21 protein-coding genes are annotated in these 21,836 nt (G+C 64.5%); 5 read left to right on the top strand and 16 right to left on the bottom strand.

Features of this window, described 5'->3' with window-relative positions; translation table 11 throughout:
- Positions 1–12: 12 nt before the first annotated feature.
- Positions 13–615 (bottom strand): YdeI/OmpD-associated family protein, encoded by a 603-nt coding sequence (locus tag AABD04_RS23360; RefSeq protein ID WP_341442671.1) that lies wholly within the window; start codon positions 613–615, stop codon positions 13–15.
- A 118-nt stretch (positions 616–733) separates the two neighbouring features.
- Between AABD04_RS23360 and AABD04_RS23365 the strand changes: the two genes are divergently transcribed.
- Entirely contained in the window at positions 734–1,201 is a 468-nt protein-coding gene (locus AABD04_RS23365; protein WP_341442672.1) for a YdeI/OmpD-associated family protein, read from the top strand.
- 7 nt (positions 1,202–1,208) lie between these two features.
- On the opposite strand, the gene AABD04_RS23370 is transcribed toward AABD04_RS23365, so the two are convergent.
- The 6 genes from AABD04_RS23370 to AABD04_RS23395 form a co-directional block, all read right to left on the bottom strand.
- The gene (locus AABD04_RS23370; RefSeq protein ID WP_243595293.1) at positions 1,209–1,913 is read right to left on the bottom strand and encodes a M50 family metallopeptidase; all 705 of its coding nucleotides are present in this window, start codon (positions 1,911–1,913) and stop codon (positions 1,209–1,211) included.
- A 156-nt stretch (positions 1,914–2,069) separates the two neighbouring features.
- The gene (locus AABD04_RS23375; RefSeq protein WP_423228249.1) at positions 2,070–3,731 is read right to left on the bottom strand and encodes a transposase; all 1,662 of its coding nucleotides are present in this window, start codon (positions 3,729–3,731) and stop codon (positions 2,070–2,072) included.
- 105 nt (positions 3,732–3,836) lie between these two features.
- Entirely contained in the window at positions 3,837–4,793 is a 957-nt protein-coding gene (locus AABD04_RS23380) for an acyl-ACP desaturase (RefSeq protein WP_341442673.1), read from the bottom strand.
- A 128-nt stretch (positions 4,794–4,921) separates the two neighbouring features.
- Positions 4,922–5,356 carry a GtrA family protein gene (locus tag AABD04_RS23385; RefSeq protein ID WP_341443128.1) on the bottom strand — a complete coding sequence of 145 codons (435 nt, stop codon included), beginning with the start codon at positions 5,354–5,356 and terminating at the stop codon, positions 4,922–4,924.
- Between the two features lie 164 nt (positions 5,357–5,520).
- On the bottom strand, positions 5,521–5,688 hold the full coding sequence (locus tag AABD04_RS23390; protein WP_156516139.1) for a hypothetical protein: 168 nt from the start codon (positions 5,686–5,688) through the stop codon (positions 5,521–5,523).
- Between the two features lie 175 nt (positions 5,689–5,863).
- On the bottom strand, positions 5,864–7,249 hold the full coding sequence (locus tag AABD04_RS23395; protein WP_341442674.1) for a maltokinase N-terminal cap-like domain-containing protein: 1,386 nt from the start codon (positions 7,247–7,249) through the stop codon (positions 5,864–5,866).
- 157 nt (positions 7,250–7,406) lie between these two features.
- Here AABD04_RS23395 and AABD04_RS23400 point away from each other — a divergent pair, with 157 nt between their 5' ends.
- Together AABD04_RS23400 and AABD04_RS23405 are read left to right on the top strand one after the other, a co-directional pair.
- Entirely contained in the window at positions 7,407–8,171 is a 765-nt protein-coding gene (locus tag AABD04_RS23400; RefSeq protein WP_341442675.1) for a pirin family protein, read from the top strand.
- 111 nt (positions 8,172–8,282) lie between these two features.
- Positions 8,283–8,759 (top strand): DUF4190 domain-containing protein, encoded by a 477-nt coding sequence (locus AABD04_RS23405; protein ID WP_341442676.1) that lies wholly within the window; start codon positions 8,283–8,285, stop codon positions 8,757–8,759.
- Positions 8,760–8,809: 50 nt separating this feature from the next.
- Here the strand turns inward: AABD04_RS23405 and AABD04_RS23410 are convergent, their stop codons facing one another.
- The 4 genes from AABD04_RS23410 to AABD04_RS23425 all read right to left on the bottom strand — a co-directional run bounded on the left by AABD04_RS23410 (position 8,810) and on the right by AABD04_RS23425 (position 13,066).
- Positions 8,810–9,910, bottom strand: coding sequence for a GGDEF domain-containing protein (locus tag AABD04_RS23410; protein WP_341442677.1), 1,101 nt, complete (start codon positions 9,908–9,910; stop codon positions 8,810–8,812).
- 95 nt (positions 9,911–10,005) lie between these two features.
- Positions 10,006–11,580 (bottom strand): ABC transporter permease, encoded by a 1,575-nt coding sequence (locus AABD04_RS23415; protein WP_341442678.1) that lies wholly within the window; start codon positions 11,578–11,580, stop codon positions 10,006–10,008.
- Positions 11,577–12,455 carry an ABC transporter ATP-binding protein gene (locus AABD04_RS23420; RefSeq protein ID WP_341442679.1) on the bottom strand — a complete coding sequence of 293 codons (879 nt, stop codon included), beginning with the start codon at positions 12,453–12,455 and terminating at the stop codon, positions 11,577–11,579. Before AABD04_RS23420 ends, AABD04_RS23415 begins: the two co-directional genes overlap by 4 nt.
- Positions 12,452–13,066 (bottom strand): TetR/AcrR family transcriptional regulator, encoded by a 615-nt coding sequence (locus AABD04_RS23425; protein ID WP_341442680.1) that lies wholly within the window; start codon positions 13,064–13,066, stop codon positions 12,452–12,454. Before AABD04_RS23425 ends, AABD04_RS23420 begins: the two co-directional genes overlap by 4 nt.
- Positions 13,067–13,120: 54 nt before the next feature.
- Here AABD04_RS23425 and AABD04_RS23430 point away from each other — a divergent pair, with 54 nt between their 5' ends.
- Both AABD04_RS23430 and AABD04_RS23435 read left to right on the top strand, forming a co-directional pair.
- Positions 13,121–15,079 (top strand): M13 family metallopeptidase, encoded by a 1,959-nt coding sequence (locus AABD04_RS23430; RefSeq protein ID WP_341442681.1) that lies wholly within the window; start codon positions 13,121–13,123, stop codon positions 15,077–15,079.
- 76 nt (positions 15,080–15,155) lie between these two features.
- Positions 15,156–16,466 (top strand): cytochrome P450, encoded by a 1,311-nt coding sequence (locus tag AABD04_RS23435; RefSeq protein ID WP_341442682.1) that lies wholly within the window; start codon positions 15,156–15,158, stop codon positions 16,464–16,466.
- Here AABD04_RS23435 and AABD04_RS23440 read toward each other — a convergent pair.
- The 5 genes from AABD04_RS23440 to AABD04_RS23460 all read right to left on the bottom strand — a co-directional run bounded on the left by AABD04_RS23440 (position 16,444) and on the right by AABD04_RS23460 (position 21,774).
- Complete coding sequence (locus AABD04_RS23440; RefSeq protein WP_341442683.1) at positions 16,444–17,523, bottom strand: ABC transporter ATP-binding protein; 1,080 nt, start codon at positions 17,521–17,523, stop codon at positions 16,444–16,446. The two genes, AABD04_RS23435 and AABD04_RS23440, sit on opposite strands and share 23 nt — an antisense overlap.
- A complete protein-coding gene (locus tag AABD04_RS23445) occupies positions 17,523–18,848 on the bottom strand; it encodes an ABC transporter substrate-binding protein (RefSeq protein WP_341442684.1) in 1,326 nt (441 codons plus the stop codon). Before AABD04_RS23445 ends, AABD04_RS23440 begins: the two co-directional genes overlap by 1 nt.
- A gap of 28 nt (positions 18,849–18,876) precedes the next feature.
- Complete coding sequence (locus AABD04_RS23450; RefSeq protein ID WP_341442685.1) at positions 18,877–19,767, bottom strand: carbohydrate ABC transporter permease; 891 nt, start codon at positions 19,765–19,767, stop codon at positions 18,877–18,879.
- Positions 19,764–20,696 carry a carbohydrate ABC transporter permease gene (locus AABD04_RS23455; RefSeq protein ID WP_341442686.1) on the bottom strand — a complete coding sequence of 311 codons (933 nt, stop codon included), beginning with the start codon at positions 20,694–20,696 and terminating at the stop codon, positions 19,764–19,766. The genes AABD04_RS23450 and AABD04_RS23455 overlap by 4 nt, the downstream gene beginning before the upstream one ends.
- A gap of 166 nt (positions 20,697–20,862) precedes the next feature.
- Positions 20,863–21,774, bottom strand: coding sequence for a L,D-transpeptidase (locus tag AABD04_RS23460; RefSeq protein ID WP_341442687.1), 912 nt, complete (start codon positions 21,772–21,774; stop codon positions 20,863–20,865).
- Positions 21,775–21,836: the final 62 nt, after the last annotated feature.

Consider the following 21,836-nt stretch of genomic DNA (forward strand, 5'->3'; position numbering starts at 1 on the left):
CGACCCCGGTTGTCATCGTCCGTCGCGCTTGGGTTGCCATCGAGCTGCGCGCTCGCCGATCGATGCGAGCCGAGCAGTCTCGTGCACACGGGCGGCTCGGGTCTCGGGCCGCTTGGCAGTCACGATCCACTCCAGAATCCCGCGCCGCGCGGACGGCGGAAACTGGTTCCAATTACCCTCCGCATCAACGTGTTCTGCGAATGCAGCCGCGAGGTCCTGGGGAACGATCAGATCCTCGACCTCATCGAGTACGGTCCATGCTCCGTTGGCCACGGCAGCCTCGACCGCGTGCTCCCCCGCCGGAAGCATCAGGCCTGCTTCACGAAGGGCCTCGATGCGAATCTTGTTCGGACGGGACCATGCACTCGCGGGTTTCCGGGGCGAGAAATACAACATGGTTCGCTCGTCGTCCAGCTTGCGCGGGCGGCTGTCGACCCACCCCACCGCGAGCGCTTCCGTAACGGCGTCGTCGTAACTGATCGCCGGTTTTCCAGTGGCCTTCTTCCACGACACCAGCCACACGGATTCCGTTGTCCCGTGATGTGCGATCAGCCATGTCCGCCATTGCCCGCGTGTTTCCGCATGTACTCGGGGTGCATCGTCCATGACGGCCATGCCGGCCCCTTCCCTCACTGCCTCGAAAGTCCGTCACGTTGTCGGAGACGTCCACTCGATTATGCTGCGATCGTGGGCGAAATTCCCTTCAGCGGTGCGTGGACGGTGCGAGGCAATCGTGAGTGACCGCTTTCGATTCGACGCAGTGCTGGAACCGTTGACGTGGGGCAAGAACACGTACGCGATCATCCGTGTTCCGGCTCGTTTGGTCGAGGCAGCGGAGCGGTGGCCGACGCGCCGGATCGACGGTTCGATCGACGGGCTGAGTCTCAATCTGGGCCTCAACAAGGCGGATTCGAATGTGATGCCCGGATCGTTCGTCTACATCGGTGCAGGTCTTCAGCGCCGGTTGGGCGTCCGTCCCGGTGATCTGGTGTCGTGCGAATTCGAGCCGGTCGACCCCGATCTGGTACCTGTCCCGCAAGACGTCGCAAAGGCTATGGAGGCGGCACACTGCACATCCGCGTGGGAGCGGAAGCGGCCGAGCGAGCGGCGTCAGTTGTTGATGCCCATCGACAACGCTGCGCGAGAGCAGACCCGAGCGGCCCGCATAGCGCGACTGGTGCGATCGTTGAGGGACAGCTGACCTACCGTCACTGCACCGGAACCAGAATCCGCCACGCCCCCAACGCCAATGAGCCGACGGTGACGAGCAGGAACAGGCCGACCCAGACGATGCCCGGCAGGAAGGTCAAGCGGGCCAGTTGATCGGCGTCGGAGTCCCGAGCCCGTCCGGCGCTGCGGGATTTCTGCAGTTCGAGAACGGGGCGCGGACCGGCGATCAGCAGGAAGAACGTGATGAAGTACGCCGCAGCGACCTGCTGCTCTCCGGTGCCCCACCAGGACACAACGAACAGGGCAGCGCCGACAGTTACGAGAGACAGCAAGCCGTAGATGTTGCGAATCATCAACAGCATCAACGCAATCGAGATGACGCCGATCCACAGCACCGCGACCGCATGCTGCGTCCCGAGCACCAGGGCAGCACCGAGCCCCAACAGCGACGGCCCCACGTAGCCGGCGAACGTCATCGCGATGACGCCGAGGCCGGTGGGCTTGCCCTTGGAGATCGCGACGCCGGAGGTATCGGAGTGCAGTCGCAGCCCCATCAGTTGTCGGCCGGTGATCAGTGCGACGAACAGATGTGCGCCCTCGTGCGCGATGGTCACGACGTTGCGCGCGATCCGCCAGGTCTGCGGCAACACGACGATGACAAGTGCAGCCAGAGCAGCGACTTGGACGATCCACACCGGTGGATCAGGACTCACCGCGGAAATGCGGTCCCAGAATTCGTTCACACCCCAGTATGCGGCTTCGTCGCAGTGGCGTGATTATGTGCCCCGGGGGGGCTGTCGCATTTTGAGTGAGCGGTAGTTCGACGTTGCGAAGGGGTGGCTCGGGTTCGATGCCCGGGTCACCTCTTTTTTGGCGTTGGGGTGCTCTGTTCCGCTGGGTCAGGCCAGCGCTGCGTTGGGTGCGGCGGTCAGGTGGGTGAGAATTTTGCCGATGTTGTGCACCGCGGCATGGAAGGACCATTCACTCGTCGCTCGGTCGAGGCCGCAGCTGGTGAATCGCCGGAATCCGAGGTTGTGTTTGGCCTGTCCGAACGGTGTCTCGGCGATGTGAGACCGTTTGCGGTACGTTGCGATTCCCTCCGGGGTGGATAATCGTTCGGCCATCCGGGTAATCGAATTACCCTGCGCTGGTGCAGGATCCGACACCGGCGTAGCTACGGCCGCGGCAGCGGCGGCTTCGAGTGTCCGCGATTTTCCGGTGGCGATCAACCGGTCCGGGCCCGGTGCGTCGAGGTTGTCGATCGAGCAATAGCCGGCGTCGAAGAGCATGATTCCGATCGACGGCTGCTCGGCCTGCGGTGGTGCGTTGTCGGCGATCACTGCCGCCGCAGCGACCGCTTTGTCGACCATCTTCTCGTAGTAAGTGACATCGGAGGGGCTGGTGCCCACGCCGGTGGCGATGATGATGCCGTCCTCGGCGGTGAATGCTTGGCAGTTGTAGCCCTGCACCCAGCCACCACCTCGCAGCGGCTGCATCCGAGAATCCGGATCGGTGATGTTGCGCCGCAATACCGTTGGCGTCGTGCGCTCCAGAGCACTGTGCTTGGCGACCGCCTTCGACACCGAGGTGCGTGCAGCGATCACGCGGTAGTGATCCTCGACTGGAACCGGAACCTTGCCTTTCGGTTTCCCGCCGCGCCGCGCAGCAGCATCGGCTCGCTGCCGGTACCGTGCCTCGGTGGCCTCGTGTCGTGCGATTTCCCGTGCCAGACGCCGGTGAGCAGCGGCTACCTGCGCGGTGAGCGGCACCCGACCCGCCGGGGACTTCCCGGCATCGAGACGCTCGAGATGACCCTCGGCAGCGGTCCTGGCGGCCTTCTCGCGGGCATCGTCTTCGGCTTCGATCTGCGCCAACGCCTCCGCGATCCGCTTCGATCGCGACGTCGGGTCGGCCAACTCGGCAGGAACCCTGCCTGGTCCGGGATCGTCCTCGCCGTAGAGTTCGTCCTCGGAAGCATCGACGTCGGCGTGCGCTGCGGCCGCTGCGGCAGCGATCTCGCGTGCCCGGGTCTGAGCAGCCTTCGCCGACTCGGCTTCGGCGGCGGCCTTCAATCCTTCCGCGCTGCGATTGGCTCCGATGGAGGCGTTCGAGGCGATCTTGACCCCATCGAGAGCGATGGTCCCCAACGACCCCAAACCGACCCGCGCCGCCAACGTCAACACCTGTGCGAACAGCGACTCGCAGGCCGCGTGGTTGTCTTTACGGAACCGAGAGATCGTGGCGTGATCGGGGGCATCGCCGGCGCAGATGACCCGGTAGGACACCACATCGGTGCACGCAGATTCGATCTGGCGTGAAGACCGCATCCCTTTCGACCAGCCCCAGATCAGCAGCGTGAGCAGCATGTCCGGGTCGTATCCGGCGCGCCCGACCCCACCGAGTCGACGCCCGGTATGAAACGCCGAGGTGTCGAGATGAGTATCGACGATGTCGATGAGCGTCCACACCGGATGCTCCGCCGGTAACCATTCGCGCATGTCCGGTGGAATCAGAAACTGTTGATCACGATCGACCGGTCGATAGCCCTTCGCCACCAACACATTGTCCCGCACCACCGACAATGGGGCGCCTCGACACTCGAGACGCCCCACCATCAAAATGCGACAGCCCCCGGGCGGCACATAATCACGCCACTGCCGCAGGCACTACGACGCGCGCGACTCGGCCTTCGCACGTTCGCGGGCGAGGGAGCGATCACGCATCTCCTCGAACTTGGTGGCCTGACGCTCGAGGTCTTCGAGGAACGCGGCGAGTTCTTCACGCTTGTTCTCACCGCGGGCGGTGAAGTCGTTGCGCTCGAACACGCTCCACTTGCGCAGCACCGGCCAGACGACGTCCTCGAGGTGCTGACGCAGGTCGTAGATGCCGTGCTTGGCCATCAGCACACCGTTGCGGCGGAAGTTCGGCATCCCCGCGCCTGGCATGACGAAGTTCATCACGATGTCGGAGACCGCCTGCAACGTCTGATCGGGCGAGATGTCCATCGCTGCGCCGGTGATGTTGCGGTAGAAGATCATGTGCAGGTTCTCGTCGGCGGCGATGCGCTGGAGCATCCGGTCGGCGATCGGATCGTCGCAGACCTTGCCGGTGTTGCGGTGCGAGACGCGGGTGGCGAGTTCCTGGAAGGTCACGTACGCGACCGAGTGCAGCAGACCGACCCCCGCACCGGCGGGCGAGACGTACCCGTTGGTCATGTGGATCATCCGGGCCTCTTCGAGGGCGACGGGATCGACGCCGCGGGTGACGACGAGGTAGTCGCGCATGACGATGCCGTGACGGTTCTCCTCGGCGGTCCAGCGACCGACCCACGTTCCCCAGGCACCGTCCTGGGAGAAGTTCTCGGCGATCTCACGGTGGTAGGACGGCAAGTTGTCCTCGGTGAGCAGGTTGGTGATCATCGCGGCCTGTGCGACGTCGGAGAGCTTGGACTGCTCCGGGTCGTAGTCCTTACCGCCGAGTGCGGCGAAGTTACGGCCCTCGTCCCACGGAACGTAATCGTGAGGATGCCACTCCCGCGCCATCGAAATGTGCCGGTTCACATTGTCCTCGGCAGTGGGCACCAACTCTTGCAAAAGCTCGAGCTGTGTCAGATCCCTGGCCATCGAGATGCCTCCTCGCGTTGACGTCAGCTCGCAAGCCTAGGGCGATACATGCGCGGGGTGTGGAACCTTGCCCGGATTCTGTTAGAGGTAGCAATCGACGTCTGCACCGAATGGTGCAACGTCACAGCTCAGCGAGCGGCGAGAGTGGAACCCGAGGACGCGATCGTCGCCGGGCGGAACACCCAGCCACGGAGAGCGAGGAACCGGGCGGCTCCGAAGATGCCACTCACAGCGACGACGACGAGAACCTGCACGTACGTCGGCGCAGCCGGGAACAGGATGTGGATCGCGGCCAGTGAGGCGGTACTCAGACCCAACCCGATCAGGGCCAGTCCCCCGGCTTCCCACTGCGTCTGGAACCAGCCCACACGTCCGGCCGCATGAAAGGTGTGGCGGCGGTGCAGCTCGTTGGCGAGGACGGTACTCGAAGCCACACCTGCGAGGTTGGCCGTGAACGATCCCAGGGAAGCGAGAGCGACGAACAACAGGGCGTACACACCGTTGCTCGACACCCCGACGATCACGAAACGTGTGAACTGAGCGAGCACCGACTCCCCGAGCATCCGCGACCTGATACGAGGTGCATAGCCCACCGGCCCGGACGCGGCCGGGACTTTCAGGGAAGTGCTCACGAGGTCTCCAGCTGTAGAACCGGAAGCGTCGGTCGGCGCTTCGACTCGATACAACTGTTCGCACGAACGAATCGGTCTCGGACGTGACGGACGTCTCAGGCCTTGGTGGAACTTTCTTCCCGAGCGCGCTTCTTGCGGTCCAGGTCGATGTTGAGACTGTTGGGCTTGATCGATGCGACGAACAACACCGCGACGAGCACGACCACTACGACGATGGTGATGACGACCACCGCAATGCCGAAAATTGCCAAAATACCGTTCATGTCCTGCCTCCCGTGTCAGGCAATACGGTACTTGTCGTAGACGCGCCGGTCGACGACGACCCCTGGGTCGTTACTGCAGGCTCCACTCCCGCCCCCCAAGGTCGTTACTGCAGGCTCCACTCCCGCCCCCCAAGGTCGCTACTGCAGGCTCCACTCCCGCCCCCCAGCTCACCGCTCAGCTCACCAGGCGCGCCACGGCGCGCATCGGCAACGACAGCCAGGTAGGCCTGTTGCGCGCCTCGTACAGAACTTCGTACACGGCCTTGTCCAGCTCGTATGCGCGCAACAGGTCGGCCTCCTCGCGGGGATCGTGCCCGGCCACCGAGGCGTATCCGTCGAAGAATGCTGCAATGCTGCGGGCCGCCCACTTCTCGGCTCGTTCTCGTGCCGACGGGTCCTCGGGCAGGTCGACCAGCAGGTGATTGGCTGCATAGTCGAACGAGCGCAGCATCCCCGCCACGTCACGCAGAGCGCTGTCCATCTGTCTACGCTCGGCCAAGGTCTTCGCCGGCTCACCCTCGAAATCGATGAGCAGCCACCGCTCGGGAGTACCCAACACCTGCCCCAGATGCAGATCGCCGTGGATGCGCTGCACCGTGGTGCTGTTCGACGCCTCCGCCCGCGAGATCAGAGCGGTCGCCGCCGGGATGTACTCCGCAATCTCCGGCACCACCCGCGCCACACCCGAGATGCGGGCAAGAATCTCCTCGACGGCGGTCGATTCCACCGACCGTTCGGCGGTGCCCAGCACCGACGCCAGGTCGTGGTGCACCTGCGCCACGGCCGCTCCGATTCGACGCGCGTCCGGGGCGAAGTCGGCCGGCAGGTCTTCGATCGGTGTCTGCGGGGAATCGAACACCTCTTGAACGCTGGCCAGCGCCGCAGTCCAGCCCTCGGCGGAGTTCGCGGCGAAATCCTGAGCCATGCCGAGCGTCGTGGGCTCACCACCGACCTCGGCTTCGAGCCAGCCGCGAAGCGGCGCGACGTTGACACTGCCTGCCTCCGCCAGCGCGCGATGCAGCTCCACATCCGGACTGATCCCCGGCGGTACCTGGCGAAACAGCTTGAGCAGCAGCAGATCACCGAGTATCACCGAAGTGTTGGACTGCTCCGCCCCCAGAACCCGACCGCGCAGACCGCTCGGCACACTCGAACCGTCCACGATCTTGAATTCGATGCTACCCGTGGCCTTTCCGACAGCGAGCGCGTCACCGTACAGGCCGATGATCTCGGGGTCCCGCAAACCGTCGAACACGGCCACCTCGCCCGTCACGGGCAGCACCCACGGCCGAAGGTCGTCGGTCAGTTCGGTCCTGAAGCCCAGGGGCACCTGGTAGGTCTGCGTCACGGCCGCGCCGTCCTGCGTCAACTGCACCTCCACCAGCAGATGCTCGGCCGCGAAATGCGGCTCGTCCGCCAGCACGTCACGCGCGACGATCCGCACCGCACTCACCGTCGAACCCTTTGCGCCGAACCACCGTTGACCTGGCAACCAGGTTGCCAGAGCATCCTCGAGCTGGGGTTCGACCGTGCGTGCCACACTCGAGCTGGAACCGACCATGAGAATCTCTCGCCGCCTTCGTGGGAGTTTGCGGAGCTTGTGACCGTACGCAGCGAAACCTACCCACTCGCGGCGGCACCCACACACCGACAGCAAAGACACCCGAACGTTATGCAGGTCGTACGCCGATGCACAGACATGCTCGTAGAGTGGAAACATGTCCGCTCCACTGACCGCCCACATCGACGTGCACCGCGCCGGTGATCGATCGAAAACCCGTGTGTCCTGGCTGGACTCGAAACATTCGTTCTCGTTCGGTCAGCACTACGACCCGGACAACACCCATCACGGACTGTTGCTGGTCAACAACGACGACATCGTCACTGCCGGTCAAGGTTTCGAGACGCATCCGCATCGCGACATGGAGATCGTCACGTGGGTGGTGCAGGGTTCGCTGGTGCATCAGGATTCCATCGGACACTCCGGAATCATCTATCCCGGCCTCGCGCAACGGATGACGGCAGGCAAGGGCATCATGCACTCCGAGAAGAACGATTCCTGGAGCATCGACGGCAACAGGCACACCGAACCCGTTCGCTTCGTGCAGATGTGGGTGCTGCCGGACAGCCCCGGTGCACAACCCGGTTACGAACAGCTCGAGATCGGTGACGAACTACTGCGGGGCGGGCTGGTCACCGTCGCGTCGGGAATGGACAAGCACCGTGGCCGGGCAGCAATCACCATCGGCCAGAAGTCGGCAGCGCTACATGCGGCAAGGCTGCTGCCCGGTGCCTCGGTGACAGTTCCCGATGCCCCGTTCGTGCACCTGTTCGTCGCGCGCGGCACCGTCACGCTCGAGGGTGTGGGCGAGCTCTGGGAGGGCGACGCCGCCCGCATGAGTTCGACTGGCGGACAACGTATCACCGCCGCAGAGCCGGCCGAGGTACTGATCTGGGAGATGCACTCGCGACTCGGCGGTTGACATGCGTGTTCGATGACAAGTTGATCACGGCAACATGTGGGGCCTGGGCCCACAGCAGACACCCGCATACACTCCCAGCGTTCACGATCGCCGATTTCGGAGGTACTCAACGTGTCGAATCAGAATCCGCCGCCCGGAAACTATCCCCCTCCCGGAAACTATCCTTCACCTGGTGAGTACCCCCAGCAGGGCGGGTATCAACAACAGCCGGTAGCGCCGAAGAACACCATGGGCACGGTGGCTCTGGTCCTGGCGATTCTGGGTGTGCTCTTCTCCTGGACCGTCATCGGCGGAATTCTCCTCGGCCTGATCGCCATCGTTCTCGGCTTCATCGGTCGGTCCAGGTACAAGAAGCGCGTCGCCACCAACGGCACCGTGTCCCTCATCGCGATCATCCTGGGTTTCGTGGCCGCAGCATTGTCGATCGTTCTCGTCGTCGTCGGCGTCGGCCTGTTCAACGCAGTCGGTGGACAGGACTTCACCGACTGCATCAGCAACGCAGGCAGCGATACTGCAGCGCAACAGCAATGCGCCGACGAATTCCAGCAGAACGTCGAGAACCAGTACGACGACTCGACACCGAACTGAGTCGCCGGCCGATGCACTCGCGTCTCGGTGCATCGGCCGGTCCGGTCACCTCAGCCGGTCACGTCGTCTCGCGCAGACAGATCCGCCACCACCACCTGATTACCGCCCTGCTTCTTGGCTTCGTACATCGCAGCGTCGGCTCGACGCAGCAGTAGCCTGGTGAGTTCGACGACGTCGGCACCGGCCTCCGAGCTCACGGCGCTGCAGTGCGCGACGCCGATGCTCACCGTCAGGGGCGCGGGGTCCCCTGCGGAATGCGCGGCACAGCGATATTTCTCGGCCAGTGCGAGGGCCTCGTCCTCGGCCGATTTGGTCACCACCGCGAATTCCTCACCGCCCACCCGCGCAACGAGCACCCCGTCCGTCGTCAACCGACGTGCGACGAGTTGCAGGGCCGCATCCCCCTGGTGGTGACCGAATCTGTCGTTGATCGACTTGAACCTGTCCACGTCGACCACCATCACCGATACATCGGTCGCACCGAGGAAATACACCGGTATGGCCTCGTCGAGTCCTCGACGGTTACGCACCTGCGTGAGTGGGTCGAAGTTGGCGGCCTGTGCCTGGACCTGCAGTTTGAGCAGCAGGTACTGGAAGAACGTCGGGCCCATGAATGTGATGGGTATCAGCACCACGAGTTGCGCGACGGCCAGTCCGTGATCGGTTTCCGGCGACAGCAGGATGAGCATGAAGAACAGCACCACGGTTGCCCCGGCCCACAACAGATGCAGAGCCATCACCCTCGCACTGTGGAAGAGCTGTACGTAGACACTGTTGGCCGCGAGCAGCGCGAGCGCCAAGAAGAGGGTCTGAGGCGATCCGTACGACAACAGAACCAGCGTTACTCCGATGTCCGAGTACGCGGCGAACGACAGGGACACACGCTTCGACGGCCATGGAGCCTTCAGCCAGGCGACACCGACCACGAGTGTCGAGACGATCGCTACGACGAAGACGGACCTACCGATCACGGAGGTCGGAGGCGTGTCGGTGAGCAACAGCAGTGCGCCGGCACCGAGCCCGTACGAGAACGTGCTCAGTGCTGCGGCGAGGCGATACGGTGCGAGCGCACCGTGCAAACCGAGGTAGCTCACCACCGACTCGTAGCTGTGCGGCTGATTCCACCACACGCGGAGGAATGTCGAGTTCACACAACCTCCATGCGGATTCCGGCCGAGCATCACCGGACCTGACGCTCACCGCCGGGCCGGACATATCGGCCATCGACAATGCTATTCGACCAGCATCACCCTCGGATGTCTCTTCGCCGGAATGCTGCCGACCCGATGATGCCGACACCGACGGCAGTGACGACGAGCCACCCGATCGGCGCGAGGGACAGTGCTGCTCCCGGCAATCGCGGAACGTGCGTGAAGGGCGAGAGGTCGAGCCACGGCTGCGGCAGGCCCACCACCGCACCGATCTGGCCGAGGGCGACGAATCCGCCCAGGATCGCCCACAGGACGGTCGCGAATCGAGGGACAGCGCCGAACAGGGCCACGCCGATGGCTGTCACCACCCACACGGCCGGGAGCTGAATCAATGCGCCGCCCACCACGGACGGCAATTCGCCTGCGACATCGCCGGTCGCCGACCCGTACGTCAGTCCGACGGCGACGCCGACGACCAGCAGCAGCCACGCTGGGCCGAGGACGGCCAGGAGTAGATGCCCTGTCAGCCATCGGATCCGCGAGATGCCGGTGGCGAGGGCGATCTCGGCCAATCCTGCCTCTTCCTCTCCGTGCAGCCGCAGCAGTGCGGCCACCGAGTAGGCCGCCACCATGATGCCGACCATGCTCAGCACGGCGGCGACGAAAGACTGTTCGAGTGTGGTGCCCCCGAACTTCCCGAGCGCGTCGCTGATGGCGGTGCTGCTGCCGAGCTGGTCACCTATCCCGTCCGTGGACGAGCCGATCGCGATGCCGAACAGAGCGAGCCCGACGGTCCAGGCGACGGTGGTCCCGCGCGAGAGTCGCCACGCGAGGGAAACCGGCCCCGACAGGGACGGCACGGCAGCCACCCGGCCGCGGCGCTCGGCCCGCAGACCACTGCCGAGATCGCGTCGAGTCGCTGCCACGAACGCCGCGGCACAGAACGCGGCTGCAGCCATCAGCGACAGCAGCAGCGGCCACCACCTCTCGTCGGCGAACGGCCGCACGTACGCGGACCACCCGATCGGTGAGAACCACGACAGGGTTCCCGAGCCGATGTCGCCGAGCGCTCTGAGTACGAACGCTGCGGCCAACAAGCCGAGGGCGTAGCCGCGAGCCGCGCGAGCCCCGGACGCCACCTGTGCCGCCAGCGCCGCGCAGCCGACGAACACCGCACCGACGACGAAGATCGAGGCACCGAACGCGAGGCTCCCGACCACCGGTAGACCGAATACCCACAGCGAGACGAACGACAACATTCCCGTCGCCGCGACGCCGCAGCCCGCGAGCAGCACGGCCGCGCTCAGCCCTGCGTATCTGCCCACTGCAGTCGACCCGATCAGCTCGGTGCGCCCCGCATCCTCCTCAGCGCGGGTGTGCCGAACGACGGTGAGTATCGCGGCCAACGGAACGAGAGTGAGCATCAAGCCGGCGCGCCACGACACCAGGGCACCCAGGTCGCTGCCGAAGATGGGCCCGACGAGCGCCGCTTGTGCCGGCACCGCCACGGTGCCGAGATAGAACGCTTGACGGTCTGCCGCCGTCGGATACAAGCCCTCGAAGCTGACCGCGTACAGCAGCGGCAGCGCGCCGAGCAGAACGACCCAGATGGGCGCCACCAGGCGATCGCGGCGCAGATACAACCGCAGCAGTGCTCCCGTGCCGTTCATGCGTAGTACCTCATGAACAGCTCCTCCAGAGTCGGAGCGGCACTGACCAGGCTCCGCACTCCGGCGTCGGCCAGCACGTGCATCACTGCAGCGAGGGCGTCGTTCTCCACTGTGCAGGTGACGGTGGAACCGTCCACATCGACCGCAGTGACCCCTGAAAGTGTTGCGAGATCGCCCGGCACTCGATCGACGGTGGCGGTCACCGTCGTTCGGGTGAGGTGCCGCATCGATGCCAGCGTGCCGGTATCCACCGTTCGGCCGTCCTTGACGATGGTCACCGAACTGCACAGCGCATCCACCTCGGACAGGATGTGCGACGACAGCAGCACCGTGACTCCGCGTCGGGCAGCATCTTTCACGCAGTCCCCGAAGTGCTGTTCCATCAGCGGATCGAGTCCCGACGTGGGTTCGTCGAGGATCAACAACTCGACATCGGAGGCCAGGGCCGAGATCAGCGCGACTTTCTGCCGATTGCCCTTGGAGTAGGTGCGGGTGCGCTTGCTCGGATCGAGGGAGAACCGGTCGAGCAGTTCGGCGCGGCGGGCGGTGTCGACGCCGCCGCGCATTCGGCCGAGCAGATCGATCACTTCACCGCCGGTCAGCGACGGCCACAGCGTCACGTCGCCCGGGACGTAGGCCAGGCGTCGATGCAGTGCAACAGGGTCGGCCCACGGGTCGCCGCCGAGCAAGCGCACCGTTCCCGACGTCGCGCGGACGAGACCGAGCAGCACGCGGATGGTCGTGGATTTACCGGCCCCGTTGGGTCCGAGGAAGCCGTGCACCTCACCGGTCGGCACGTGCAGGTCCAGTCCGTCGAGGGCCCGGACCGAACCGAACGTCTTGACGAGTCCGTCGACTGCGATCGCGTCGGTCATGTCCGGGCCTCCAGATACGTGTTCAAAGCCTGCGAGTCGGTGAACAATCCGTCGGTGTAGAGCTCGAGTGCAGGAAGGGTGATCTCGTCACCGAGCGCGCTCAGGGCCTCACGGAAATCGACGTCGGGGCCGGCCATCTGCACGTACAACAGCAAGCCTCCGACGTTCTGACGCGTCAGGAATCGGGCCCGCGCCGCGGGGTCTCGGCTGGGTGTGAACCGGCCGTCTCGGACGCCGTCGTCGATGTAGCGCACGGCGTCGTCGACCATGTGCTCGAACAACTCCCGTGCCAACGTGCCGCCTGCGGAGAAGCTCCGCACGATGTATGCGACGAGCGGCGCGTACTCGTCGATACGGGCGAGCTGTTCCATCATTCCGGTGGGGGCGGACGACGCTGCCTTGGACTCGCGGATCACCCGCAGAACGTGCTCGTCGCACGCAGTGCGCAGCCCGTTCTTGGACCCGAAGTGGTGATTGAGCAGCCCCGGAGAGACGCCTGCGGCCGTGGCGATGGACCGCACGCCTGCGGTGAAGCCCTGGGAGCCGAAGACGCCGATTGCGGTGTCGCGGATTCGCGCCTTGGTGGTGAGATCCTCCGATGCTGTACGCATGTGCAGCACATTAAACACCCGTTCAATCAAGCGCAAGAGTGTAAAGATGGACGGATGACTTCAGTAGTGAACTCGGGCATCGATCTCAGCTACCAGGACGAGAACACACGCGCGCAGGACGACCTCTTCGTGCACGTCAACGGCAAATGGCTGGAGGATTACAGCATCCCCGCCGACCGCGCCGTCGACGGTGCGTTCCGCACGTTGTACGACCGCGCCGAGGTCGACGTACAGACGATCATCGAAGAATCCGCGGCCGCGAACCCGCCCGCGGGTAGCGACGCACAGAAGATCGGCGACCTGTTCTCGAGCTTCATGGACGCCGATCGCGCGGAGCAACTCGGCGTCACCCCGATCGCCGACGAACTCACTGCCATCTCCGACGCCACCGACCTCGTCACCCTCGCAACCGTTCTCGGCTCCCTGCAACGCACCGGCGTCGGCGGTGCCATCGGCCATTACGTCGACACCGACGCCAAGCAGTCCGATCGCTACCTCGTGCACTTCAGCCAGTCCGGCATCGGCCTGCCCGACGAGTCGTACTACCGCCAGGACGAGTACGCCGACATTCGGGCGAGCTACCTCGAGCACATCTCGAAGATGTTCGCGCTCAGCGGTATCGAGTACGACGCACAGACGGTGTTCGACCTCGAGCAGAAGATCGCCGCCGGCCACTGGGACGTCGTGGCCAGGCGGGACGCCGAGAAGAGCTACAACCTGGTCGACTACGACACGTTGGTCAAGAACGGTGCCGGATTCAACTGGGCTGCATGGATTTCCGGGCTCGGCAGCACCACCGAGCAGTTCGCCGAGATCGTGGTTCGGCAGCCTCCGTTCCTGAGTACCTTCGTCTCGCTGTGGAATTCCGAGGACATCGAAGCATGGAAGGCGTGGCTGGCGTGGCGCGTCGTGCATTCGCGGGCACCGTTCCTGACGAGCGCGATCGTCGACGAGAACTTCGCGTTCTACGGAACGACGCTGACCGGAACGGAGGAGAACCGCGAGCGCTGGAAGCGCGGTGTCTCCCTGGTCCAGGACGTGCTCGGCGAGGCCGTCGGCAAGCTGTACGTCGAACGCCACTTCCCGGCCGACTCCAAGGCTCGAATGAAGGTGCTGGTCGACAACCTCACCGAGGCGTACCGCCGCAACATCTCCGAGCTCGAATGGATGAGCCCCGAAACGCGCGAGAAGGCGTTGGACAAGCTGGGCAAGTTCACCCCCAAGATCGGCTACCCCGATCGCTGGCGCGACTACTCCAGCGTCGAGATCAGCGCCGACGACCTGCTCGGCAACTACCGACGCGGCTACACCGCGGACTACCAGCGCGACCTGGACAAGCTCGGCGGACCAGTCGATCGTGACGAGTGGTTCATGACGCCCCAGACCGTCAACGCCTACTACAACCCCGGCATGAACGAGATCGTCTTTCCCGCAGCCATTCTCCAGCCACCGTTCTTCGACCCCGAGGCCGACGACGCGGCCAACTACGGCGGTATCGGAGCCGTCATAGGCCACGAGATCGGCCACGGATTCGACGATCAGGGGGCCAAGTACGACGGCGACGGCAACATGGTCGACTGGTGGACCGACAGCGACCGCACCGAATTCGGCAAGCGCACCACGGCCCTGATCGAGCAGTACAACGAGTTCGAGCCCAAGGCACTGCCCGGCCACAAGGTCAACGGTGAGTTCACCATCGGCGAGAACATCGGCGACCTGGGTGGTCTGTCGATCGCCGTCGCCGCCTACGAGATCTCACTCGAAGGCAAGGACGCACCCGTGCTCGACGGCCTGAGCGGGCTGCAGCGCGTGTTCTTCGGGTGGTCACAGGTGTGGCGCACCAAGGCACGAGACGCCGAGGCGATTCGTCGACTCGCCGTCGATCCGCACTCGCCGCCGGAGTTCCGTTGCAACGGTGTCGTGCGAAATCTGGACAGTTTTCACGAAGCGTTCGACGTACAGCCCGGAGATGCGCTGTACTTGGAGCCGGGGAAGCGCGTCAGGATCTGGTAGCAGCATGTGAGCGGAACTTCGTAGCGTGCTACGAAGTTCCGCTCACCTGGGGGACACAACGGGGAGGACTGTTCGGATGAGGGAATTCGTACGATGGCTCGCAGCGCACGGGGTCATCAGGTTCGCGGCCAAACGAGCAGCGGCCGCGGGCGATCCGCAGGCGATGCTGGTGGCCGATCCCGCAACGCGAGCCAATCCGACGCCGGTCTACGAGAAGCTGCGCGCCACGGCACCGCTGGTGAAGACTCGGATCTCGAACATCACCGTGCATCACCGGGTGGCATTCGACCTGCTGCGCTCGGACGACTTCCGGGTCACTCAGCTCGGTGCGACCCTTCCCGGTCCGATGCGGTGGGTCGAGGAGCACACCAGATCCGGCGCATTGCATCCGATTCTGCCGCCGTCACTGCTGTCGGTCGAGCCGCCCGATCACACGAGGTACCGCAAGTTGGTGTCCTCGGTCTTCACTGCCCGCGCGGTGAAGAAGATGCGCGATCAGGTGCAGGAAACGGCCGATGCACTGCTCGACGAACTGTCCGACGGCTCGCCGGTCGTCGACATCGTCGATCGCTACTGCGCGCGACTGCCGGTCGCGGTCATCGGGCGCATCCTCGGCGTTCCCGAGGAAGACAATCAACGAGTTCTCGAGTTCGGCGAGATGGCCGCACCCAGTCTCGACATCGGACTGTCGTGGTCTCAGTTCAAGCAGGTCGAGCGTGGGCTGATCGGGTTCGACGCCTGGCTGTCGCAACACATCGCGGAGTTACGCCGCAATCCGGGCGACGATCTCATGAGTCAGTTGATCGCCGCGAAAGACGAGGGCATCGGCCTCAACGACGAAGAGCTCAGGGCCACTGCCGGTTTGGTGCTGGCAGCGGGATTCGAGACGACGGTCAACCTTCTCGGCAGCGGAATCCGGTTGCTGCTCGACCATCCCGATCAATTGGCGGTGCTGCAACAGGATCCATCGCACTGGCCCACTGCAATCGACGAGATGTTGCGGATGGAGTCTCCCGTACAGCTCACGGCCCGTATGGCAAAGCACGACGTCGAGGTCGAGGGCGTGACGGTGCACGAGGGCAAGCTCGTCGTGCTGGTGCTGGCCGGTGCCAATCGGGATCCGCTGGTGTTCGAGGACCCCAATCGCTTCGACGTCACCCGTGCCAACGCGGGCAAGCACCTGTCGTTCTCGGGCGGACGCCACTACTGCCTCGGCGCGGCACTGGCCAAAGCCGAATCCGAAGTGGGACTCAAGACCCTGTTCGATCGGTTCCCTCACCTGCGGTCGGCAGGCGAGGGAACCCGACGCAACACCCGCGTCTTGCACGGATGGGCCACTCTCCCAGTCGATATTGGTGAGCCCGTCAGGACAACCGCAGGCCGGTAACGGAGTCGAAGAAGAACAACTCGTCGAACCGCGGAACCAGTCGGATCGTTTCGGCCAATGCGATCGACAACTTGCGATCGACTCGGACCGAGATCCTCCCGGAAGTGGTGGTCCACCCGCCGTTCGTACTGGGTGCGGAAGCGTAGACGAACGACTCCGCACCCAGTTCCTCGATCAGCTCGACCGTCAGTTGCAGGCCGGCCCCATCGCCCACCAGGTCCCACGATTCTGGTCTCACACCGACGACGGCGCGCTCGCCCGCCGAGGCCGGGACGGGAATGCGCAACTCACCGAGTACCGCCGCACCGTCGCGCACGGGCGAGTCGACCAGATTCATTCCGGGTGACCCGATGAATCCGGCGACGAACGTGTTGACGGGATTGTCGTACAACTCCCGCGGAGCGGCGATCTGCTGCAATTTGCCCTCCAACAGAACCGCGACGCGATCACCCATGGTCATGGCCTCGACCTGATCGTGCGTGACGTACACCGTCGTGGTGCCCAGCCGTCGCTGCAGACCTGCAATCTGGGCTCTGGTCGACACCCGCAACTTGGCGTCGAGGTTGGACAACGGCTCGTCCATGCAGAACACCTTGGGCTGACGCACGATGGCGCGCCCCATCGCCACTCGCTGACGCTGCCCACCGGAGAGCTTGCCGGGCTTGCGACCGAGCAGCGGCTCCAGCTCGAGCATCTTCGCCGCATCGAGGACTCGGGCGGCGGTGTCGGACTTGCTCATTCCGGCGTTGCGCAACGCGAAGCCCATGTTGTCGCCGACGGTCATGTTGGGGTACAGCGCGTAGTTCTGGAACACCATCGCCACGTCCCTGGCCCGCGGTGCCAGCGAGGTGACGTCCACTCCGCCGATGTCGATGTGACCGCTTTCGACGGATTCGAGACCGGCGAGCATCCGCAGACTCGTCGACTTCCCGCAGCCCGAAGGTCCGACGAGAACGATGAATTCACCGTCCGCGATGTCCAGTTCGAGGTTGTCGACAGCGAGCGCATCGGCTCCCGGGTACCGATGCGAGACACCGGCGTAGTGAACGGCCGCCATTACTTCGGCAACTTCGGGGTGATCTGGCGGTCGATGATCTGCTGCAGCTGATCCGAGACGGACGCGAATGTGGTTGCCACATCGGCATTCTGCAGCGCGATCTGCTCGAGTCCACTACCGATGATCTTGTCGCCTCCGGGGACGAACACGCGGGCGTAGTCCTGCGAGCGGGTCAGCGCCAACTGGTCCACAGCCGTCTTCGCGTTGGGGTTCGCCTCGAGGAACGCGATCTCCGACGGATCCTGCTGCGCAGACTTGCGGACCGGCATGTAGCCGGTGTTCTGGGAGAAGTACGCGGTGTTGGCACCGTTGGTGACGAAGTCGATGAACTTGAGTGCGTTCACCTTTCGCTCGTCCGAGATCTTGGCCGGAATGGCAAGGCCCGCGCCACCGGTGGGGCAGCCGGGGGTGCCGTCGGTGGTAGGAAGGAAGGCAGTGCCGAACTCGAACGCGGCACCGGCCTTGATGGTGGACAGGTCGCCGGTGGAGGCGATGGTGGACGCGAGGATGCCCGCGGCGAAATCGTTGGCGATGTCGTTGGAGACCGCGGCGTACTTCTTCGTGTGAATCATGTCCTGCAGGAACTTGCCTGCCGCAATGGTATTGGGGTCGTCGAACTTCAGCTCGAACTGATCGGAGTACGATCCGCCGAACGTCCAGATCGGGCCCTCGAACGTCCACCCGAGATAGTCGACGGCGTTGCCCCAACCGTGCGCGAGCTTGCCGTCTCCGACGACGGCCTGGATGCGCGGGCCCCACTCGTCGAATTCCTGCCAGGTGGCCGGTCCGCGATCGGGCAGGCCGGCCTGCTGCCAGACGGCCTTGTTGTAGTAGAACAGCGGCGTCGAGCGCGCGTACGGCAACGCCCAGTGGTTGCCGTTCCAGTTGTAGTCCGCCAGCAGTGAATCCACGTAATCGGACTGGTCGACGCCTGCTGCGGAGAAGTGCTTGTCCAGCGGCTCGATCGCACCGGTGAGGGCGTAGTTGAACCACCAAACGTCCGAGAGCACGACCACGTCGGGTACATCGTTACCGGAGAGCGCCGCGTTGAACTTCTGCGACACCTCCTCGTAGTTCTTGCCACCGTCGATGAGATTGACCGTCAGGCCGGGGTTCTCGGCCTGGAAACGCGAGATCAGTTCCTTCTCGAACTCCTGGGACTTGCCCGGGTGGTTCGACCAGAAGTTGATGGTGTTCGCATCGCCTTCGACAGCCTCGCCGCCCGACCCGCCCGATCCGGGACCGCTGCACGCCGCGAGGGCTGCGGCGGCCGCAGCTGCGCCGGTGAGCGTGAGGAAGCCACGCCGATTGATGATGTGTGCCATGGTGTTCGACTCCTGATAGTGAGGTGAATCAGCCCTTGACCGCACCGGAGGTGAGGCCCTTGATCATGTGGCGTTGCAGGACGAGAAAGACGAGAAGGATGGGCAGAATGGTCAGTACCGTCGCGGCCATCACTGCGCCCCAGTTGGTGTAGCCCTCGCTGTTCTGGAGCAGCGTCAACCCGACCGGCAGCGGGGCGACGGACGAGTCGTCGGACATCAGGAACGGCCAGAGGTATTCGTTCCATTCGTTGACGATGGTGATGATCGCGAACGCCACCATGGTCGGGCCCGACAGCGGCAGGATCACCCGGAACATCAGCCGTACCGGTCCGGCACCGTCCATCCGCGCGGCTTCGATGATCTCCGGCGGCAGCGACAGGAAGTGATTACGCATCAGGAAGGTACCGAAGGCGACACCGGCCAGCGGAATGATGATGCCCTGGAACGAGTTTCGCCACCCCAGTTCGGAGATGAGCGAGTAGTTGGAGATGACGGTGATCTGATTGGGCACCATCAACGCGGCGATGATGACGAGAAAGACGATGTTCTTTCCCGGGAAACGAAGGAACACCAGACCGTAGGCGCTCAGGACACCGAGGACGAACTTGATGGACGACACGGCCGTGGTGATGATGATGGAGTTGCGCAGGTAGGTGAAGAACGGCACCTCCGTCGTCGCCTCGTCGTAGTTCTGCGGGTGAAACACGCTGGGCCACCATGTGACCGGCTGGACGTAGATGTCCGGTCGATCCTTGAAGGAGGTGATCAGGATCCAGAACAGTGGCAGCCCGATCATCAGCAGGACGGCGACCATGGCCGCGTATCCGAGGATGTTCGCGCTACGACGCGCACGGTGCTGGTCGCGCGGCCCGGGTGCCTTCTCCGGCGTGGCCGTCGGACGCTTGTCGGTCACAGTCATCGCTGATCGTCTCGATCCATGATTCGTACCTGCACGAGGGTGACGATCAACAGCACGAGGAACAGGATCGTCGCGACGGTGGCGCCGTAGCCGGCCCGGAAGTTGCGGAACGTCTCCTCGTAGACCTGGTAGACCATCGTGGTGGTGCCGGTGCCCAGCGGGCCACCGCGCGTCATGACGTTGATGATGTCGAAGACCTGGAGCGAATTGAGCAGCACTGTGATCGACAGGAAGAACGTCGTCGGACGTAGTTGCGGCAGAAGCACTTTGCGGAACGTGGTCCATCGACTCGCCTGATCGATCTCGGCCGCTTCCATCAGCTCCTTACGCACGCCCTGCAGGGCGGCGAGGTAGATGACGAAGGTGTAGCCCAGGTTCTTCCACAGGTAGGTCACGGTGATCATGACCATCGCCCACTTCGGGTCCTGATAGAAGTCGGGAACCGAGCCGAGGCCGAGGCGTCGCATCAGGTCCTGAACGAGCCCGAAGTTGGGGTCGAAGACGAACTGGAACGCGATGCCGATCGCGGCCCCCGAGATGACGTACGGGGCGAAGACTGCGGAGCGAACGAAGTTGCGGCCCCTGAGCTTTCGATCCAGCAGCAGCGCGAGCACCAGGCCGAGAACCAGTGAGCCCACCACCGCGGCGACCGTGAACACGACGGTGTTGCCGACGATCTGCCAGGTGTCCTCGCGAGAGGCCCACTCACGGTAGTTGTCGAAGCCGACGAACGTGGAGGTGGGCGAGGACAGGTTCCAGTCGAAGAAGGAGAACTGGAAGTTCTCGACCAGCGGCCGATACGTGAACACACCCAGCAGAACCAGGTTGGGGCCCACCAGAATCAGGAACAGTGCGTAATCGGTCCACGGCCGCGAGAAGAAACGCTTCTTCCTGGCCGTGGGCAGCACTCGTTCGGTTGTTGCACTCACCGCGAGGACTGTGCTCAGTCGCGGCTAACGATTGGTGAACTGAGCCCCAACGTTCACCGTCGGGCAGACCAACCTATGTGAGCGGAACTTCGTAGTGGGGTACGAGGCCGGAGTGGAGCCTGCGGAACGACCCGAAAGCACCTCGTGCACGTGCGGCGAAGCCGCTCTAGCGGTTCCAGTCTCCCAGGCCGTCGGATCCGCTGAGGGTGCCGCCGTCGGTGTTGACGATGACGACGGGATCGCCCTTCTGGGCGTTCTCGAAGAACCATTTGCCGTCTTCGGTGCTGACGTTGAGGCAGCCGTGCGACTCGTTGGAGTAGCCCTGCTGCGCTTCCGACCACGGAGCCGCGTGTACGAAGATGCCGCTGTAGGAGATGCGCGTCGCGTACTCGACGTACGTGCGGTAGCCCTCCTCGGAGTCCACCGGGACGCCGTAGGTGGACGAGTCCATGTACATGTCGCGGAATCGCTCGCCGACGATGTAGGTGCCGTTGGGGGTCTCGTGGCCGACCTTGCCCATCGAGGTGGGCATGGTGCGGACGACCTCGCCGTTGCGGGTGACGGTGATCTGCTTGGTGTTGTCGTCGGCCGTGGTGATGATCGAGTCGCCGGTGGAGAACTCGGCCTTCGCGCCGCCCGCTTCGACGGTCACCTGGGTGTGCGCCGGGTAGAACTCGTTGGGCAGCCACCGGACCTGGCTGTCGTTGATCCAGTAGAAGTGGCCTTCCACGGACGGGTTCGTCGTGACGCGGATGGCGCGGAGTGCGGCATCGCGATCGCCGATGGCCTCGTCGAAGCGAATGGCGATGGGCTGCGCGACTCCGACGACCTCGCCGCCGGACGGGCTGATGCTCGGATCGGCGAAGTTCGCCGGCGCGAGCTGCGGAACGAGAGGCTGCGCGGGGGCAGGCACGGCGGGAGCCGAAGATCCCGGCATGCCGGGGATGGAGATGTCGGGCCCGCCCGGCCACAGCGGGGCGGCCTGTGCCGAACCGAATGCTGCGGAAGCCGCGAGGGCTGTACCTGCAACGATCGCGCCGAGACGGGCGAATCTGCGTGTGCGGACCGGTGATGCCATGTACCCGACCATCCTTCGTACTGTGTCGCGATGCCCACGAACAGTGCTATCCAGGGCAACGC

Origin of the sequence: Rhodococcoides navarretei, from assembly GCF_038069675.1 — a bacterium.
Lineage (GTDB): Bacteria > Actinomycetota > Actinomycetes > Mycobacteriales > Mycobacteriaceae > Rhodococcoides > Rhodococcoides navarretei.

What these genes read in the sequence shown, in the direction of transcription:
- AABD04_RS23360 (WP_341442671.1), bottom strand. Translation starts at nt 615, where the DNA reads ATGGCCGTCATGGACGATGCACCCCGAGTACATGCGGAAACACGCGGG.
- AABD04_RS23380 (WP_341442673.1), bottom strand. Translation starts at nt 4,793, where the DNA reads ATGGCCAGGGATCTGACACAGCTCGAGCTTTTGCAAGAGTTGGTGCCC.
- AABD04_RS23385 (WP_341443128.1), bottom strand. Translation starts at nt 5,356, where the DNA reads ATGCTCGGGGAGTCGGTGCTCGCTCAGTTCACACGTTTCGTGATCGTC.
- AABD04_RS23390 (WP_156516139.1), bottom strand. Translation starts at nt 5,688, where the DNA reads ATGAACGGTATTTTGGCAATTTTCGGCATTGCGGTGGTCGTCATCACC.
- AABD04_RS23395 (WP_341442674.1), bottom strand. Translation starts at nt 7,249, where the DNA reads ATGGTCGGTTCCAGCTCGAGTGTGGCACGCACGGTCGAACCCCAGCTC.
- AABD04_RS23400 (WP_341442675.1), top strand. Translation starts at nt 7,407, where the DNA reads ATGTCCGCTCCACTGACCGCCCACATCGACGTGCACCGCGCCGGTGAT.
- AABD04_RS23415 (WP_341442678.1), bottom strand. Translation starts at nt 11,580, where the DNA reads ATGAACGGCACGGGAGCACTGCTGCGGTTGTATCTGCGCCGCGATCGC.
- AABD04_RS23420 (WP_341442679.1), bottom strand. Translation starts at nt 12,455, where the DNA reads ATGACCGACGCGATCGCAGTCGACGGACTCGTCAAGACGTTCGGTTCG.
- AABD04_RS23425 (WP_341442680.1), bottom strand. Translation starts at nt 13,066, where the DNA reads ATGCGTACAGCATCGGAGGATCTCACCACCAAGGCGCGAATCCGCGAC.
- AABD04_RS23430 (WP_341442681.1), top strand. Translation starts at nt 13,121, where the DNA reads ATGACTTCAGTAGTGAACTCGGGCATCGATCTCAGCTACCAGGACGAG.
- AABD04_RS23435 (WP_341442682.1), top strand. Translation starts at nt 15,156, where the DNA reads ATGAGGGAATTCGTACGATGGCTCGCAGCGCACGGGGTCATCAGGTTC.
- AABD04_RS23440 (WP_341442683.1), bottom strand. Translation starts at nt 17,523, where the DNA reads ATGGCGGCCGTTCACTACGCCGGTGTCTCGCATCGGTACCCGGGAGCC.
- AABD04_RS23445 (WP_341442684.1), bottom strand. Translation starts at nt 18,848, where the DNA reads ATGGCACACATCATCAATCGGCGTGGCTTCCTCACGCTCACCGGCGCA.
- AABD04_RS23450 (WP_341442685.1), bottom strand. Translation starts at nt 19,767, where the DNA reads ATGACTGTGACCGACAAGCGTCCGACGGCCACGCCGGAGAAGGCACCC.
- AABD04_RS23460 (WP_341442687.1), bottom strand. Translation starts at nt 21,774, where the DNA reads ATGGCATCACCGGTCCGCACACGCAGATTCGCCCGTCTCGGCGCGATC.